Genomic DNA, 18,412 nt, shown 5'->3' with positions numbered 1-18,412 from the left:
ATGAGTTTCTCGAACAAGGAACAGGGTGTGGTCAAACAAACATTGTTGCCCTCGGCACGTGATGTCGACGCACTGGTGCGGGCAGAACATCAGGACCCGTTTTCGATTCTTGGCCCCCACGGCGATGGCGTCGGCGGGGAGTACATCCGTGCCTACCTGCCCGGTGCGCTGAGCGTTGTCGTGCTGGACAAGGACAGCGGTGAAGAACGCGGGCCGCTGCAGATGACCGAAACGCCGGGATTGTTTGTCGGCCATTTCGATCAGGCACGGCCGTATCTGTTGCGCACGCGCTGGGCGGGCGGCGAACAGGTTACGGAAGATCCCTACAGCTTCGGTCAGTTGCTCGGCGAGATGGATTTATACCTGTTTGCCGAGGGCAATCACCGCGATCTCAGCGCTTGCCTCGGTGCCCAACTGAAAACCGTCGATGGCGTCGACGGGGTGCGCTTCGCGGTCTGGGCGCCGAATGCCCGGCGGGTGTCGGTGGTCGGCGATTTCAACGTCTGGGACGGGCGCCGGCATCCGATGCGTCTGCGCCATCCGTCCGGGGTCTGGGAGCTGTTCATTCCGCGCCTGCAAGCCGGCGAGCTGTACAAATACGAAATCCTTGGCGCCCACGGCATTCTGCCGCTCAAGGCCGACCCGATGGCGCTGGCCACCAGCCTGCCACCGGACACCGCCTCGAAAGTCGCGTCGCCCTTGCAGATCGACTGGCAGGATCAGGACTGGATGAGTGCGCGCCAGGATCGGCACCAGCATTCAAAGCCATTGTCGATCTACGAGCTGCACGCCGGTTCTTGGCAGTGCGAACTGGACGACCTGGGCGAAGTCGCGCGCCAGTACACCTGGCCGGAACTGGCCGAAAGGCTGATTCCTTACGTCAAGGAACTGGGGTTCACCCACATCGAACTGATGCCGATCATGGAACACCCGTTCGGCGGTTCCTGGGGTTATCAGTTGCTCTCGCAGTTCGCCCCGAGCGCGCGTTACGGCACGCCGGAGCAATTCGCTGCATTCGTCAATGCGTGCCACCAGGCGGACATTGGCGTGATCCTCGACTGGGTGCCGGCGCATTTCCCTACCGATACCCACGGTCTGGCGCAGTTCGACGGCACCGCCCTGTACGAATACGGCAATCCGCTGGAGGGTTTCCATCAGGATTGGGACACGCTGATCTACAACCTCGGCCGTACCGAAGTGCACGGCTACATGCTGGCGTCGGCGCTGCACTGGCTCAAGCATTTCCACGTCGATGGCCTGCGTGTCGATGCGGTGGCCTCGATGCTTTATCGCGACTATTCACGCAAGGCCGGTGAGTGGGTGCCGAACCGCCATGGCGGGCGCGAAAACCTGGAGGCCATCGACTTCCTGCGGCACTTGAACGACGTGGTCGCACTGGAGGCGCCGGGCGCACTGGTGATTGCGGAGGAGTCGACCGCCTGGCCGGGCGTCAGCCAAAGCACGCAGCAGGGTGGACTGGGCTTTGCGTATAAATGGAACATGGGCTGGATGCACGATTCGCTGCATTACATTCAGCAGGACCCGGTGTACCGCGCGCACCACCACAACGAACTGAGTTTCGGTCTGGTCTATGCGTGGTCCGAGCGTTTCATTCTGCCGATTTCCCATGACGAAGTGGTGCACGGCAAGCACTCGCTGATCGACAAGATGCCCGGCGATCGCTGGCAGAAGTTCGCCAACCTGCGCGCCTACCTGAGTTTCATGTGGACCCATCCGGGCAAGAAGCTCCTGTTCATGGGCTGCGAGTTCGGCCAGTGGCGTGAGTGGAACCACGATCAGCAACTGGACTGGTACCTGCTGCAGTATTCCGAGCACAAGGGTGTGCAGAAACTGGTCGGCGATCTCAACCGTCTGTATCGCGAGGAGCCGGCCCTGCACGATCAGGACGACGCGCCTCAAGGCTTCCAGTGGTTGATTGGCGATGATGCGATCAACAGCGTTTATGCGTGGCTGCGCTGGAGCAAGGACGGCGCGCCAGTGCTGGTGGTCGCCAACTTCACGCCCGTGCCGCGTCAGGGCTACCGGGTGGGCGTGCCGTTTGCCGGGCGCTGGGCAGAGTTGCTCAACAGCGATGCCGACATCTATGCCGGCTCCAATTACGGCAACGGCGGCGGGGCGCTTGCCGAAGAAGTGCCGAGCCATGGCCAGGCCTTGTCGCTGGAGCTGAACCTGCCGCCGTTGGCGGTGTTGATCCTTAAGCCGCAGGGCTGATCCGAACCCGCGTCGCTGTCATCGCGAGCAGGCTCACTCCTACAATTTGGAATGCGTTCACCTGTAGGAGTGAGCCTGCTCGCGATAGCGGCATTACAGCCAACCATGACTTCCCGCCTGTACATCTCCCACAGGGGATTTTCGGTGATCTGAAAATCACCAGCGCATCCGTACCCCCAGGCTGCCAATGATCCCATTCAAATCGTTGTCATCGACATCGCTGCTGTAATCAGCGCTGACATACAGACTCACTGCCGGCGTCACCCGCGCCACCAGACCCAGCCCCAGTTCGACCGTCGATGACTTGCGGCTGCTGCTGATCTTGTCGACCTGATCCAGCGTCACCGTGTTGCCGGTATACACGGTGTGCCAGAGGTTGGTGCGCACATACGGTTCGACCGGCAGGCCGTTCAAGTCATAACTGCCTTTCAAGCGTGCGCCGACACGGCCGCTCCACGACGTCAGTTCCGAGGATGATGCATTGCCCGATCCGGCGTATGGCGTGTCGAGGCTGATGCGCTGGTTGATCAATTGCGCTTGCGGTTCGACCACCCAGTGGTCGCTCAGGCCGATGGGATAGCCGCCTTCCACGGAAAAAGTCATCGCGGTGCCTTCAGTGACTTGCCGGGTGCCTTGGCCGTTGCGGCTGAAACCGCTGACCCGGCCACCGCTGGCCGACAGGTCGACGTGCCAGCCCTGCGCACCGATCAGGCTGTAATAGGCGCCCAGGCTTTGGCCTTGCAGGTTGAGGGTGTCGGTTCCGGCATCGGCTTGGGCGCGACTGTTGTGCAAGCCGCTGGTGTTGCCTTGAATCTGATTGACCCCTCCGATCAGGCCGATCTTCTGGGTATGGCTGGCGCTTCGCAGGGTCAACACCGCAGGTCCCTTGAAGTCTCCGCTGCCGGGTGTTGCAAAGCCTGAAGACAGCACGTCGGTCTGGGCCTGGCGGGCGCTTTTGCCGTAGAGCTGATCCCAGGCGCCCGGGGCGAGTTCTTCGGTCATGAGGCGGCTGCCCGACAAGTCGCGGCGTGGATCAAGGCGCTGCGGCCCGGGCGTAATGACGGTCGCAGGCAGGGTCATGACCGGTACATCCGCGCGATACCACGGGGCGGCTTCATCCGCCGCAGGGCCTGCCTGCACCTCCATGGATGAGCACAGCAGGACAGAACTCGACACTGTGCAGATAGTGATTTTGATCTCGTGTGAGGTGAGCGAAGTTTTCATGGAGGTCTACCTTGCAGGCGCATGCGGCATCTCGATTCTGGCGTCTCTCCTACCCCGAATGAGGGGCGACCGAATGGGGCGGGGCGAACCGTGGCCGCTCGATTTTGCGAGTGCCTGGCGGTCAGCCCCGGTGAGTGTTTCCGGGGGTAGTAAGCTTGAGATAAGAAGAGCTACGGCTGTCCGTCAAGAAATTGAACGATGAGCGGTCGTTATAAAACAGGCAGCGCAAGCGCTTGTTTTTTGGCGGATAACTAAGTGTCTGTTTGAATGGAGAATCGCAATGGCGGCTGCGCGATGCAGCCGCTTTATTGCCGACGGAAGGTCTACCAGCTAATGCGCACGCCCAGGTTGCCGACGACGCCACGCGAGTCATTGCTGTCAATATTTCGGCTGTAATCGGTGCTGGCAAAAATACTGACGGCGCGATCAAGTGTGAGCACGACGCCAAGACCGATATCCGCCGAAGAGGATTTCTGTTGCGTGGTAATGACATCGCTGGTTCCGAAGGTCACCGTGTCGGTGCCGGAGAACGTATGCCACAGGTTGGTGCGAAGGTAGGGTTCCAGCGGCAGGCTGCTGACGTGATAGCGTCCCTTGAGGCGAGCACCGAGACGGCCGGTCCAGGCGCTGTCCGAATCGAACGAGACCTTTGAGATACCGTCGTTCTGGCTGTCGAGGGAAATTTTCTGGTGAATGACCTGAGCCTGCGGCTCGATCACCCAGGTGTCATTGATCGCGAACGGATAACCGGCTTCGGCCGACAGCGTCAGCGCATGTCCGCGGTTGTCCAGTTTGATCCCGCGATCGGAATGATTGTCGCCGTCGAAACGGGTGCCCATCACGACGGCATCGATGTACCCGCCGGAGGGATCGATCAGTGTCCAGTACAGGCCATAGCTGTCGCCCTCAAGCTTGATCTTGCCGGCGCTATTGCCTTGGAAGCCTTCATTGAAGCCATCGACATCGCCTCGCAGGCGACTATGCCCGACGAAGAAACCCACACGCTGGGTTTGACCGCCCACGGTTTGTGCGCTGTACAGATCGTTGCCCGCCTGAAAACCGTTGAGCGAGCCATCCAGCCGTGGTGTGACGGTGCCGGTCCAGGTTTGCTCGAGATGCTTGCCGTAGACCCGAGCCCAACCGGCACTGAATGCGCCGGTCTCCTTGAGCAGGCGCTGATCACCCTGGCGATCGTGAAAAGTGCCCAACGCATTGAGCGTCAGTTGGGCGGCGGCGGGTGGCAGCACCGACCACGTCGGGACTTCCGGTCGGTACAGTGGAATCGGTGCGGCCCCGGCCACGGCGGCGGGCAATACCGGTAACGGTGCGCTCCCGGCCGGTGCCACGGCCGCTATGGGCACGGCTGTCACCGGCACGAGGATCGGCGGCAACGCCGGATCCGGGTTGGGTACGCTAATCACCTGCGGCGAAACAACGGCTGAGCGCAAGTACCAACTGTTTTCGCTGCCGGCCGTCACGCCGCCCTTGAACAGGTAGTAGTCATAAGCCCCGGCCGACACCGGGCCGTTGAGGGTGAAGGCGTTATCCGTGCTAACCGTGCTGCCTTGGGCCTGGACCAGCTGGATGCCGTTGAGTCGGGTCAGTGCGCCCAGCCCGCCAAGGTTGTCGACGGTGATGACGGTGGCGCCACTCAGGGTGCCATTGTTGACCACCAGTCTGTCGCTTGGCGAAATCATCACCACCGACGCTGGTTTGCAGCAGTAACTGGCCGCTATTACCGACATAGTTGCCCTGTACCGTCAGCGTATCGTCGGTGCGATTGCTGTTGCGGGCCAGGTCGATGACCCCGCCATTGTTGAAGGTTGCCGTCTGCCCGGCCAGCGCAGATCTAATCACGCCCTGGGTGGAAAGCAAGGTGCTGTTGCCGTCAAGGTTCAATACACCGGTGCCGGTATCCGCGTCCCCCAGCGACAGGCTGGAAGACCCCAAGTCCAGTTGCGAGCCATTGCTCACGTTCACCGTCTCCCAATTGACAAAGCGTTCAGGCAGCGCCGTTCGGGTGTTGTCGAGCGTCAGCGCATCACTGCCGACACCGCCATCGATCCTGGGGGGAAGCGCGATAAGGCTGTCATCGAGGCCACTCAACGTCGCGCGGTCATTACCGGCGTCCAGCAGGATCGCCGAGCGGATGATCCCGCCGCTCCACGACAGTGTGTCATCACCGGCACTGGCGCGAATCTCGCCGACGATTTCGCCACCGGTCACCGTGATGCTGTCGTTGCCACCGCTGACACTCACGTTACCGCCGATGCGCCCGCCGGAGACGATGATGGTGTCGGTGCCGAAGCCAGTAACCAGATTGCCGAAGATCTGCCCGCCGGACAGATCGAAAAAATTGTCGTCGAGTTTCATGTCAACCCGGCCAATGGTGCCGCCGGTCATGCGCGCGACATCGCCATCCTCAAACGCCGAGTCGATGGCGCCGCCAGTCATCAGGAAGGTGTCGCGACCGTCGCCCTGGGCAAGGAAGCCAATCTGGCCGCCGGTCATCACAAAGTCATCAATTCCGCCGCCCTGGCTCAATTGCAGCGTGATTCTGCCGGAGTCCATCTCGACCCGGTCGGCGCCGTTGCCGAAGGTTACGCTGCCATTGATCTGGCCGTTGCCGTTGGCAGGAAAGGTCAGACTGTTGTTACCCGAGAGGTCTGTGAGCGGGCCGCTACTGCCGCTGTCACATGAATAGCTGTCGTTGCCCGCGCCGGGTGTCAGCACGCAGGCGGACCAGGCCGGCGGGCTGACGAGCAGCCCGAGGCAAGCGGGCAAGACGAAGGTATGCGGCAAAGTCCTCAACGTTCTGATAGCTGGCATGTCAATTCCCTGCGTGACGATGGGAAGTTCATCCTTGTAGGGTGCCGGACCCAAAAAAAGCCTCTGGAGTTGAGGAACTACATAAGGTTTGTACCCTAACGTTCTGAAGTCGCCGATCCTTCAGCTTCGGAAGGTGTAGAAGAAGTTTGCCCCCTCAGCCGGTCCGACTGACGAACGGTCGTGCGCCGCATCGTGGTTACAGGTGCACTTCAACCGCCAGCGGCAGGTGATCGGACAGGTGCGTCCACGGCTTGTTGCCGAGGATCTGCGGATCATGGCTACTCGCGTTGCGCAAGTAGATGCGGTCCAGGCGCAGTAACGGAAAACGCGCCGGGTAGGTTTTCGCCGGGCGGCCGTGATGGCGTTCGAAGGCTTCGTGCAGGTAGTCGCGTCGGGCGAGGGTGGCATTGCCCTGCAACTGCCAGTCGTTGAAATCGCCGGCGATGATCACCGGGGCGTCCTCGGGCAGCGATTCCAGCAACTGGCAGAGCAGTTGCAACTGCAATTGGCGATGGCTTTCCAGCAGGCTCAAGTGCACGCAGATCGCATGAACCTCAGCGTGGCCCGGCACATCCAGCACACAGTGCAGCAGGCCCCGGCGCTCGGGGCCGGTGATCGACACGTCAAGGTTGCGGTATTCGCGAATCGGGTATTTGGACAGCAGTGCGTTGCCGTGATGGCCATCGGGATACACCGCGTTACGCCCGTAGGCAAAATCGCTCCACATGCTGTCCGCAAGGAATTCGTACTGCGAGGTTTGCGGCCATTCGTTGTAGCGGCTCGAATGGCGCTCGTGTTCACCGACCACTTCTTGCAGGAACACCAGATCGGCCGAAGTGCTGCGCACCGCTTCGCGCAGTTCCGGAAGAATGAAGCGCCGATTCAACGCGGTGAAGCCCTTGTGGGTGTTGACCGTCAGCACGCGCATGCGATGAATGTCAGGCGCGTCGACGGCGTGACGTTTGGGATCGCTGGACACGTTTACTCCTCTGAATGGGGTCTGCCTGTTCATGCGACTGATGCGAGGGCGCGGCAGTTCCGTTTTGTGAACGACGCAAGCAATGTAGGAGTGAGCCTGCTCGCGATAGCGGTGGGCCAGCCAATGCATGTATTGACTGACGAGGCCCCTTCGCGAGCAAGCCCGCTCCCACAGGTTTATTTGGGGTGCCAGCGGGTTTTGTGAGCAGTGAAGACAGTGTGGGAGGGGGCTTGCTCCCGAAGGCGGTGGGTCAGTCAGCAACTATTTCACTGACCCGGCGCTTTCGCGAGCAAGCCCGCTCCCACAGTTTTTTGTGTGGTGCCAGCGGGTTTTGTGAATATTGGAGATCAGTGTGGGAGGGGGCTTGCTCCCGAAGGCGGTGGGTCAGTCAGCAACTATTTCACTGACCCGGCGCTTTCGCGAGCAAGCCCGCTCCCACAGTTTTTTTGTGGGGTGCCAGCGGGTGTTGTGAATATTGGAGATCAATGTGGGAGGGGGCTTGCTCCCGAAGGTGGTGGGTCAGTCAGCATCTATTTCACTGACCCGGCGCTTTCGCGAGCAAGCCCGCTCCCACAGTTTTTTTGTGGTGCCAGTGGGTGTTGTGAATATTGGAGATCGATGTGGGAGGGGGCTTGCTCCCGAAGGCGGTGGGTCAGGCAGCATCTATTTCACTGACCCGGCGCTTTCGCGAGCAGGCTCGCTCCCACAGGGAATCGTGGCTGGCCGACTTTTCAGACAAACACGATTTCATACGGCAATCGCATCCGCTCCAGCAGCACCGGCGGCAGCATCGGGGCGATGCCGATGGCCGGTTCGCCCTTGAGCTGGCTGGCGTAGGCGTGGGTGGCGTGGCTTTTGCGCGCAACCGTCCAGGTGTCGAGACGCAGTTTGCGTGCGCGTTCCCAGGGGATCAGGTGGTGGTCGCGCTCCGGCCAGTGCCAGGCCCACACCGGGACATCGTGGTAGCTGGCCGCGCAGTGTTGTGCTGCGTTGAAGCTGGCACGACCGACCACCTCGTGGTCGCTGTTGCGGTCCCCGCGCCAGGTGCTGAACACCACGTCGCCGGGCCGCAGGTAGCGGCTGATGAATTCGGTCAGTTGGGTTTCCTGGTCGCTCAAGGCGCTGTCGGCGAAACCGCCGCGCACCCACTTCAGGCTGTGCATCGGCAGACCGAGACGGCGCAGCGCTTCGACGCTTTCCTGGGGACGGAACACGCTCAGGCGTTTTTCCGACCATTGGCGCGAGCCGGGATGGCTGGCGCTGCCATCGGTGATCGACAGCAGTTGTAGCGGATGGCCGAGGCTGGCGAGCAATTGCAGCAGGCCGCCGCAGGTCACTACTTCGTCGCCGGGATGGGGTGCGATCACCACGGCGCGCGCACCTTCGGGCACCAGGCTGTGGGTATTGATGACGGGGATGTTGGCGAGTTGCGGCGCGCTGTTCCAAATCTGCGCCGGCAGGCCGTGGTCAGTGATTAACGGTTTCATGAGTGCGACGTCCTTGTTGTGTCCCGCCTCTGGTCGGTGCCGAAAACGCTGGCGGCGAGCCGAAAAGGCAAATTGATTGCAACTGTGCAGTGCTCCGACCCTTGGATTACCGCGAGCAGAGTATTGCTCAAGACACGGGATTCGTCGCGTCACAGATCAATCTGATACGCATTTTTTTGCGCCAACTGCGCCCGGTTACGCAAATGCTTACAGAAATCGCCCGCCACAGGCGGGCGCTGGCTCACTCGTTCTGTCAGTCCTCTTCATCGCGCTGCAGTTCAAACAGCAACAGCGAGCGCCCGGTGACCGAATATTCGTGGCCGAACTCAAAACGCTCCTGACCCCGGACCGAAGGCTGGTTGGTGTCGACCATGCAGGTCCAGAAACCACCGTCCGGCACTTCCGGCAAGACAAAATTGACGATGTCGTGGTGCGCATTGACCACCAGCAGCAACGTCGCATCGCCACCCTTGCGGCGGATCCCGGTCTCCTGCGCGCGACCATCGAGCAGCATGCCAAGGCAGCGGTTGTGCGCGTCATGCCAGTGTTCGGTGGTCATTTCGGTGGCGTCCGGGGCCAGCCAGGTCACGTCCTTGACGCCGATATCTTCGTTGTATTCGCCGACCAGGAAGCGCCCGCGCCGCAGGATCGGGTAAGTCAGGCGCAACTTGATCAAGCGTTTGACGAACTTGAGCAGGGCCTTGCCGTCCTCGCTCAAATCCCAGTTGACCCAGCCGATTTCGCTGTCCTGGCAGTAGGCGTTGTTGTTGCCGTCCTGAGTGCGGGCGAACTCGTCGCCGGCGACGATCATCGGCGTGCCCTGGGCCAGCAGCAGGGTGGCGAAGAAGTTGCGCATCTGCCGGTGGCGCAGCGCATTGATCTCGGGATCGTCGGTCGGGCCTTCGACGCCGTGGTTCCACGACAGGTTGTTGTTGCTGCCGTCCTGGTTGTTTTCGTCGTTGGCTTCGTTGTGTTTGTCGTTGTACGACACCAGATCGTTGAGGGTGAAGCCGTCGTGGGCGGTGACAAAGTTCACCGACGCATACGGCCGCCGACCGCGCTGGTTGAACATCTCCCCAGAGGCGGTCATGCGGCTGGCGAAATCGGCGAGCTGGCCATCGTCGCCTTTCCAGAAGGCGCGCACGGTGTCGCGGAACTTGTCGTTCCATTCGACCCAGCCCGGGGGGAAGTTGCCCACCTGGTAGCCACCGGGGCCGCAGTCCCACGGTTCGGCGATCATTTTCACCTGACGCAACACCGGGTCCTGACGGCAGGCGACGAGGAAGCTGTGACGCTCGTCGAAACCGTCGTGATAGCGCCCGAGGATGGTCGCCAGATCGAAACGGAAACCGTCGACGTGCATCTCGCTGGCCCAGTAGCGCAGGGAGTCGGTGACCATTTGCAAAACGCAGGGATGACTCAGGTCGAGGGTGTTGCCGGTGCCGGAATCGTTGATGTAATAGCGCTTGTCGTCAGGCATCAAGCGGTAGTAGGAGGCGTTGTCGATACCGCGCATCGACAGAGTCGGGCCTTGCTCGTTGCCCTCGGCGGTGTGGTTATAAACCACGTCAAGGATCACTTCCAGATTGGCGTCGTGCAGGTGTGCGACCATTTCCTTGAACTCGGCGATCTTGCCGCTGGCCAGGTAACGCGGGTCCGGGGCGAAGAATGCGATGCTGTTATAGCCCCAGTAGTTGGTCATGCCCTTGTGCAACAAGTGCTGGTCATTGACGAACGCGTGGATCGGCAGCAATTCGACCGTCGACACGCCGAGTTTGCGGATGTGTTCCAACACATCGTCGACCATCAACCCGGCAAACGTGCCGCGCACATTTTCCGGCACCGAAGGGTGACGCATGCTGATGCCGCGCACATGGGTTTCGTAAATGATCGTCTTGTCCCACGGCACGCTGACGCGATGGTCGTTGCCCCAGGTGTGCGCCGGGTCGATGACTTTGCACTTGGGCACGAACGGCGCGCTGTCGCGTTCGTCGAAACTCAGGTCCGCGTCCGGGTGGCCGATGGTGTAGCCGAACAGCGCTTCGGACCATTTGAGCTCGCCGACCAATTGTTTGGCATACGGGTCGATCAGCAATTTGTTCGGGTTGAAGCGGTGACCGTTGGCCGGGTCATACGGGCCGTAGACGCGGTAGCCATAGATCAGCCCCGGATGCGCATCGGGCAGATAACCGTGATAAATCTCGTCGGTGTATTCCGGCAGTTCGATGCGTTCGAGTTCGACTTCGCCGGTATCGTCGAAGATGCACAGTTCGACCTTGGTGGCGTTGGCGGAAAACAAGGCAAAGTTAACCCCCAGGCCATCCCAGGTGGCACCGAGCGGGAAGGGCAGTCCTTCACGGATTCTCGATGGCTCGGCTTGCGCAGCGGGCTCGGCTTTTTTTGGACGGGTCATGATTGCTCCTGCAAAAAAACGGGGAAATTCTGTGCTGACATAAAACCCTTGTAGGAGTGAGCCTGCTCGCGATAGCGATCTATCAGGCTTCATTGATGTTGCAAGTCAGATCGCAATCGCGAGCAGGCTCACTCCTACAGGGGGTGTGTGTTTCTTCAGGGCGAGTGCACCCTCGGTGGCAAGCGTGCTCGCCACGCAGTGGTTCAGTTCAATACTCGGGGTGGCGTCAGATTGCCGGGGGCTTGCGCGGTGCTCGCGGCTTTTTCTCGGCAGCCTTTTCACCCGGCGGCGACACTTTTGGCGTGGCGGCAGGTTTGGCCTTGGCCACGGGTTTGGCCTTCGCCGCCGGGGCTTTGCCGACAGGCGCTTTGTCATCGGCGGTCTTGGCGGTCGCTGCCTTGCCGGCGGTCTTGCTGCCAGCGGCCTTCGGTGACTTCTTCGGTGCCAGCGCCTCAGCTTCGGCGAGTTTGCGCGCCATTTCCCAATGCCGTTCTTCCTGGCCTTCAGGTTTACCTTCCGATTCCCAGATCTGATAGGCGAATTCGCGGATGCGTTTATCGTCGGTGCTCATCGCAATGCTCCTGAACTGAACTCATGCTTACGTTAAGTGTTGGATAAAGAGATTGACCGGGACCTCCCCCAGCGCGTCGGCGACATTCAGCGCCCTGTTTTTTGTGACTGCGCCGCTTGCGAAAAGTCCCTTCAGGTTTGTTCCGCAAGCGTCGAACGGTAGAACCACGTGCGTATCGCCCCAGCGCAGCGCATCGATGCGCGGTACGGCACTGTTACCCAGCAAAGTGGCGCCACGCACCGGCACGATGACAATGGCCTGCGCGCCCTCGTGCTCACGGGCGAACGCCAGCACGTTGTGCGCCTGCTCGCCGAGTACCTCCAGCGCCTGATAGCTGCCGTGGCGAAACAGTCCGGCGTGTTCGGCGCGCAGGTTAAGCACCTCGGCAATCAGCGCCTGCTTGATGCCCCCGTCACGCCACTCGCTCAGCAGTGCGTCGAGCGGCGCCTGTGCCTGCAAGGCCTGCGCGCGCGCGGCATAGTCCACTGGCCGACGATTGTCTGGATCGACCAGACTGAAGTCCCAGAACTCGTTGCCCTGGTACAGATCCGGCACGCCCGGCACGGTCATGCGCAGCAAAGTTTGCGCCAGACCGTTGAGTGCGCCGGCGGCGGCGATGCTGTTGACTGTCTTGATCAGTGCGGCGCGCAGCAGTTGACCTTCGTCGCCGGTGAGCAGTTTTTCGGTGAACGCCTGGGCGGCGTTTTCATACGCCTCATTCGGTGCACTCCAACTGCTTTGCAGTTTGGCTTCGCGCAGGGCTTTCTGTTGCCATTGCCAGATACGCTGGGCGTAATCGGCAAACCCGGCCTGGTCGCCTTCGTGCAGATCCAGCGGCCAACTGCCGATCAGTGCTTGATACAGAATCAGCTCATCGCCACTCGACGGCAGTTGCTCATCGCTGCGCACCGGACGGGCGAGGGCGCGCCACAGTTCAATCTGCTCGGCGTACCAATGGCTGCGCTCGCTGAGCACGGCCAGACGTGCGCGGGTGTCTTCGCCGCGTTTGTGGTCGTGGGTCGCCGTCGCCAACAGGTTGTCAGGAAAGGCTTGCAGGCGCTGCTGGTTGACTTGATGAAAATCACTCAGCGGCGCGCTGAACTGTTCCGTGTTGTAGCCGACGTCATTGCGCGACAACAGCACCGCCGAGCGATACAGCGCGGTGTCTTCGACGGCTTTGGCCGCCGCTGGAGAGGTCAGTTGCTGAAAGCGTACGCAAGCGTGGCGGAGGATTTTCCGTGAACGACCACGGGGTTTGCGCCGCCACGGCGTGCCGCCCAGCCAGTCGGCCACGCAATCAAGCACGGGCCAGTCGCCTTCGCCGAGGGTCTGCCGCGCACCGTCCATGGCTTGCTGGAAAAATACCTCGTCCTGGGCCGAACGCCCCAGCGCGCTGACGTAGGTGCGGTACACCGGAAAGTGCACGATCAACGCCTGCAACACCCGGCGGATCGCGCCGAGGGTGAGGTCGCGGGTCATCAGGTCGTCGCGGGCCACTTGCAGCAGGGCCTGAGCGACGCTTTCGCAATCGCTGGCGAGCGAGCCATTGAGAATCTGTTGGCGCGCCAGTCGGGCTTCTTCGATGAACGCCGCCGGGCGTTCGCTGCGCCGTTGCCACAGCTCGCCGAGTACCGATTCGCCCTCCGGCTCGTGTTGCAGCAACGACAGCTGATTCATGAACTCGTAACCGGTGGTGCCGTCCACCGCCCAATCGCGCCGCAGGGTTTCCCCGGCGCCGAGGATTTTCTCGACATAGATCGGCAGATGCCGGTCCGGCGCCAGGCGGTCGAGGCGGCGCCGCAGTTTGCGGCAATAACCACGCGGGTCGGCCAGGCCGTCGATGTGGTCGATGCGCAGGCCGTCGACCAGGCCTTCGGCAATCAGCTGGAAGATCTTGCCGTGGGTCGCTTCGAACACGGCCGGGCGCTCGACGCGCAGGCCGCCGAGTTCGTTGATGTCGAAAAAGCGCCGCCAATTGATGTCGTCGGCGGCCGTGCGCCAACTGGCGAGTCGATAGCTCTGCCGTTCGAGCAACTGATGCAGGTTCTCGAAGCCCTCGGCAGTGGTCGAATCGTAACGCGTGAGGTTTTGCTGGATCGCAGCAAGCACCTGAGGATCGCTTGCCAATTGCTGCAGCTCCTGCTTGAGCGGGATCGACAGCGAATGCGCGTCGGTCTGGTAACTCAGGGCACTGAAGCGATCGGCGAGCGGTTTGAGCGCGTCATCGCCCTTGAGCAATTCGCCGTAATCGTTCGGGCAGATCGGAAAGTGATGTTCGTAATGCTCGACATGGAAGCTGCCCTTGTGCGCGTTAAAGTGCAGCTTCAACGTGCCTTCCTGCAATGCCACACCGTAATCGCTGCCCAGGAACGGCAGCAACAACTGGCCTTCCATCAGCGGGTCCGGCGAATGCCACTGAATATCGAAGAATTCACCGTAGGGACTCAGCCGTCCCCACTCGAGCAGGTCGAGCCACCACGGGTTGTCGCTGCCGCCGACGGCCATATGGTTGGAGACGATGTCGAGGATCAAGCCCATGTTGTGTTCGCGCAGGGCGCTGACCAAACGGCGCAACGCCGCTTCGCCACCCAGTTCAGGGTTCACTTGGGTTGGATCGACCACGTCGTAACCGTGCATCGAGCCGGCGCGTGCCGCCAGCAGTGGCGAGGCGTACAGATGACTGATGCCGAGCCGGGCGAAATACGGCACCAGCGGCACCGCCTGTTCGAGGGTAAAGCCTTTATGAAATTGCAGGCGCAGGGTGGCGCGCACTGGCTGGATAAGCGTCTGGTTCATTGGTCACGCTCGGCAGCCTGAAGACGCGCGCAAGCCAGCAGCTCCAGACGGCGCGCGGCATCGGGGTCATCGAGCAGCGCCTCGCTGGTGCCCGGCAGGCGTCGCGACCAGTTCGGATGAGTGTCTGTGGTGCCCGGCAGATTGGCTTGTTCGTTGATACCCAGGGCATCTTCCAGCGGTAACAGCACCAGTGGCGCGCGGGTATGGCCGAGGAAACGCACGCTGGCATCGACCACCTGGTCGGCCTCGTGGGACTCCTCGCGAAAGTTCTGCGGATCCTGGCTCAAGGCATTGCGCAAGCCTTCGCGCTCACGCTGACGGTGCTGGCGCCATTCGATTTCGCCGTTGGCATCGACCAGTCCCAGGCGCGCGTTCCAGTCGATATCGCGGCCGTGCCACCAGCCGTTGAGCGTCGGCAGGTCGTGGGTGCTGGTGGTTGCCAGCGCGTTGTCCGGCCAGTCGAGAATCGGCTTGAAGTGAGTGTTGTCCTGTTCGAACAGCAGCACACGCATGCCGAGAATCGAGCGTGCGGCGAGCTTTTCCCGCAGCCCTTCCGGGACCGTGCCGAGGTCTTCACCGAGGACGATCGCCTGATGACGATGGGACTCGAGGGTCAGCAGGCGCAGCAGATCGTCGATCGGATAATAGAGGTAGGCGCCATCGGCGGGGTCGGCACCGTTGGGAATCACCCACAAGCGTTGCAGGCCCATCACATGGTCGATGCGCAGGCCGCCGGCGTGAGCGAAATTGGCGCGCAGCATGTCGATGAAGGCGCGAAAGCCGTTGCGGATCAGGCCTTCGGGAGAGAACGCAGAGATGCCCCAGCCTTGCCCCGCTCGGTTGAGAATGTCCGGCGGTGCGCCAACGGTGAGCGAGGCAAGCAGCTCGTCCTGAAAACTCCAGGCCTGGCTGCCGGCGCCATCGGCACCCACCGCCAGGTCGGCGATCAGGCCGATGCTCATTCCGGCGCTGCGTGCGGCGGTCTGCGCACGCTCCAGGCAACGGTGGATCAGCCACTGGCAGAACGCAAAGTAGCCGATGCGCTCGGCATATTCCTCGGCAAACGCGCTGAGGGCAGCGCCCCGTGGGTCGTGCCATTGCTCCGGCCATTCGCGCCAGTCGAGGCTTTCGCCGCGGGCCGCGCGCATTTCCTGAATCGCTTCGAAGCGGCAGTGATTTTCCAGCGCTTCGCCGCTCGTATGGCGAAAACTGGCGAAGTCCGGGTGCAACGGGTGGTCACCGACGATGAAGCCGTCGTACAACGCCTGCAGCAATTTCTGCTTGGCCTCGGCCGCGGCGGGCCAGTCAATCAGCTTGAGATCTTCGAGTTGGGCGAATTGTCCGGTCAGGCCGGCGGCGTCAATCGCGTCGCGCAGGGCACGTTCGCCAAGAATCGCGCCCGGCGCCGCGTACAGCGGATTGAGAAACAAACGGCTGGACGGCGAATAAGGGCTGTAGCGCCCGGTGTCGGCGCTGAACATGGCGTGCAACGGGCTGATCGCCAACGCGTCGGCGCCGCGTTCGCCCGCCACCCGAGCGAGTTCCTCAAGGGCCTGGGTATCACCGAAACCGCCGTCGCCGGGGCGCCGCAGCGAATACAGTTGCGCGCTCAGGCCCCAGGCGCGCGGCACCGGACTGTCCACCGCGTCACCGACGCTGAAGCAGCGCTCGGGTGCCACGGCCAGGGTGAAATATTGATCGGCGATGTGGACTTGCTGGTAGCCGACCGGAATCAGCCCCGGCAGGAACGCCTCGGAATCGAGTTTCAGATTCAGGCGCGAGCCGTCTTCGAGATGGATTTCACAGGGCGTTTCAGGGGCGAAATAACGCGACAGGTCGAGGCCGACGCCGACGTCGCTGGTCAGCAGTGGCGGCAGGTGGCGGTCTTGCTGGACAGCTTGCAGTTCAAGCAGGCTGGTGTCGATTTCCTGTGCGGTGTTGGCAGGGTGGCCAAGTCCGGTGAGAACGTTGCGCAGTACCGCCGGGGCGACTTTCTGCTGACGCCCGTTGGCGTCGATCCAGTCGACGGCAAGGCCGGCTCGGCTGGCAAGAATTTCCAGTTGCGCATCGCTCATAGGCGCTCTCCATCCAGAGGTTGCAAAGGGGTTGCGGCCGTGAGGCTGACAAGCGCGCAATACGCGGGCAGTTGACCCGGATCCGACAAGGCGACGGCGGGCGGCTGTTGAAACAGCCACACAGCGTCGGTCTGTGCAGGGTTGACCACTGGCGTGTCGCTGAGGTTCAGGTCGATTCGCAGTTCGCTGCCATTGCCCAGACGCCAGCGCGCACTGACCGCGCCGTAGCCAAGCATGCTGGCGCCGAGCGCCTGAGTGCCGGACAGGTTGGGAATGATGTACTGGTGGCGCAACTGCAGCAGTTGACGGTACAGCGCCAGGGTCTGTTGTTGCAGCGGCGTGCCGTTGCCGGTCAGCCGGGGTTGCGAGGCGAGAAAGGTTTGTTCGGCGTTGGGATCAGGAATCTGCTCGCGTTTGTGCGGATCGGCAAAGGCACTGAATGCGGCAAATTCATTGCGCCGACCTTCGCGCACCAATTTCGCCAGTTCACCGTGGTGGCTGGTGAAGAACAGAAACGGTTGCTCGGCGGCAAACTCGTCGCCCATGAACATCAGCGGGATCATCGGTGACAACAGCAACAGCACGGTAGCTGCCTGAACCGCGCGCGGGTCGGCCAGTTGATGCAGGCGTTCGCCGAAGGCGCGATTGCCGATCTGATCGTGGTTTTGCAGGAACAGCACGAAGGCGGTCGAGGGCAGATGTTCGCTGGGTTCGCCGCGCGGTTCGCCGTGACGGGTGATATGGCCCTGGAACACAAAACCCTGGCTCAGGCAGCGGACCAACTGCTCGGTGGGCTGCGCGGCATAGTCGGCGTAATAGGCATCGGTTTCGCCGGTCAGCAACACATGCAGGGCGTTATGGCCGTCGTCGTTCCACTGCGCGTCGTAGTCGTTTTCCAGCAGGCTGGACTGGTTCAGCTCGTTTTCCACGGTCAGCCAGACATGCCGCGCCGGGTCGACCTGCTGACGAATGCGCCGGGCCAGTTCTTCCAGAAAGCCGGAATCGCCGATGGCGTGCACGGCATCCAGACGCAGGCCGTCGAAGCGATATTCCAGCAGCCACATCAAGGCGTTCTCAATGAAGAACTCACGCACTTCGCTGCGGCGAAAATCGATCGCCGCGCCCCACGGCGTGTGTTTGTCCTCGCGAAAGAAGCCCTTGGCGTAGCGATGCAGGTAATTGCCGTCCGGGCCGAAGTGGTTGTAGACGACGTCAAGCATCACCGCCAGACCATGGCCGTGGGCGGTGTCGATCAAGTGTTTGAGTTGTTCCGGGCTGCCGTAGGAAGCTTGCGGCGCGTAAGGCAGGACGCCGTCGTAACCCCAATTGCGATCACCGGGGTATTGCGCCAGCGGCATCAGCTCGATGGCCGTGATGCCCAGCGCGACCAGACGCGCCAGATGTTGCTCGACTTCGGCAAAACCGCCGAGTGCGCCGACGTGCAGCTCGTAAATCACCGCTTCGTTCCATGGCCGACCGCGCCAGGCACTGTGTCGCCATTGATAGGCATGCGGATCGACCACCACGCTGTGGCGATCGAGATCGCCATCCTGCGCGCGGGAGGCCGGGTCGGGCACCTCCATTTCACCGTCGATACAGTAGCGGTAGCGGCTGCCCGCCGGACAGCGGGTCTTGAGGACAAACCAGCCATCGGCCTGGGGCAGCATCGGCAGCGATGGCCGGCCTTCCAGCTCAACGCTGACGTAGAACGCATCAGGGGCCCACAAGGCGAACTGCGTATGCTCGGCATCCAGCATGATCGCGCCGTGGGGCCAGGTTTCTTGGGTCCGTGACGGCATCTTGGAA

9 protein-coding genes and 1 pseudogene are annotated in these 18,412 nt (G+C 62.0%); 1 reads left to right on the top strand and 9 read right to left on the bottom strand.

What is annotated here, in order from left to right:
- Window positions 1-2,232 carry a 1,4-alpha-glucan branching protein GlgB gene (glgB, locus tag HU755_RS02110; protein ID WP_186630425.1) on the top strand — a complete coding sequence of 744 codons (2,232 nt, stop codon included), beginning with the start codon at window positions 1-3 and terminating at the stop codon, window positions 2,230-2,232.
- Between the two features lie 156 nt (window positions 2,233-2,388).
- Here the strand turns inward: glgB and HU755_RS02105 are convergent, their stop codons facing one another.
- The 9 genes and pseudogenes from HU755_RS02105 to treZ form a co-directional block, all read right to left on the bottom strand.
- Complete coding sequence (locus tag HU755_RS02105) at window positions 2,389-3,456, bottom strand: autotransporter outer membrane beta-barrel domain-containing protein (RefSeq protein WP_186630424.1); 1,068 nt, start codon at window positions 3,454-3,456, stop codon at window positions 2,389-2,391.
- Between the two features lie 323 nt (window positions 3,457-3,779).
- Window positions 3,780-6,285 (bottom strand): annotated as a pseudogene (locus HU755_RS02100) (autotransporter outer membrane beta-barrel domain-containing protein).
- A gap of 196 nt (window positions 6,286-6,481) precedes the next feature.
- On the bottom strand, window positions 6,482-7,264 hold the full coding sequence (locus tag HU755_RS02095; protein WP_186552174.1) for an endonuclease/exonuclease/phosphatase family protein: 783 nt from the start codon (window positions 7,262-7,264) through the stop codon (window positions 6,482-6,484).
- Window positions 7,265-7,995: 731 nt separating this feature from the next.
- Entirely contained in the window at window positions 7,996-8,751 is a 756-nt protein-coding gene (locus HU755_RS02090; protein WP_186630423.1) for a PIG-L deacetylase family protein, read from the bottom strand.
- Between the two features lie 253 nt (window positions 8,752-9,004).
- Complete coding sequence (glgX, locus tag HU755_RS02085; protein WP_186623953.1) at window positions 9,005-11,164, bottom strand: glycogen debranching protein GlgX; 2,160 nt, start codon at window positions 11,162-11,164, stop codon at window positions 9,005-9,007.
- A 226-nt stretch (window positions 11,165-11,390) separates the two neighbouring features.
- Window positions 11,391-11,735 carry a DUF2934 domain-containing protein gene (locus HU755_RS02080; RefSeq protein WP_186630422.1) on the bottom strand — a complete coding sequence of 115 codons (345 nt, stop codon included), beginning with the start codon at window positions 11,733-11,735 and terminating at the stop codon, window positions 11,391-11,393.
- Between the two features lie 27 nt (window positions 11,736-11,762).
- The gene (locus tag HU755_RS02075) at window positions 11,763-14,531 is read right to left on the bottom strand and encodes a malto-oligosyltrehalose synthase (protein WP_186630421.1); all 2,769 of its coding nucleotides are present in this window, start codon (window positions 14,529-14,531) and stop codon (window positions 11,763-11,765) included.
- Window positions 14,528-16,606, bottom strand: a complete 2,079-nt coding sequence (gene malQ / locus HU755_RS02070; RefSeq protein WP_186630420.1) for a 4-alpha-glucanotransferase — start codon at window positions 16,604-16,606, stop codon at window positions 14,528-14,530. The genes HU755_RS02075 and malQ overlap by 4 nt, the downstream gene beginning before the upstream one ends.
- Entirely contained in the window at window positions 16,603-18,405 is a 1,803-nt protein-coding gene (gene treZ / locus HU755_RS02065; RefSeq protein WP_186630419.1) for a malto-oligosyltrehalose trehalohydrolase, read from the bottom strand. Before treZ ends, malQ begins: the two co-directional genes overlap by 4 nt.
- Window positions 18,406-18,412 lie beyond the last annotated feature (7 nt).

The sequence above is a fragment of the Pseudomonas sp. SWRI111 genome, from assembly GCF_014268555.1.
In the GTDB taxonomy this organism is placed as follows: domain Bacteria; phylum Pseudomonadota; class Gammaproteobacteria; order Pseudomonadales; family Pseudomonadaceae; genus Aquipseudomonas; species Aquipseudomonas hamedanensis.
This window is presented reverse-complemented; position numbering and strand designations above follow the sequence as displayed.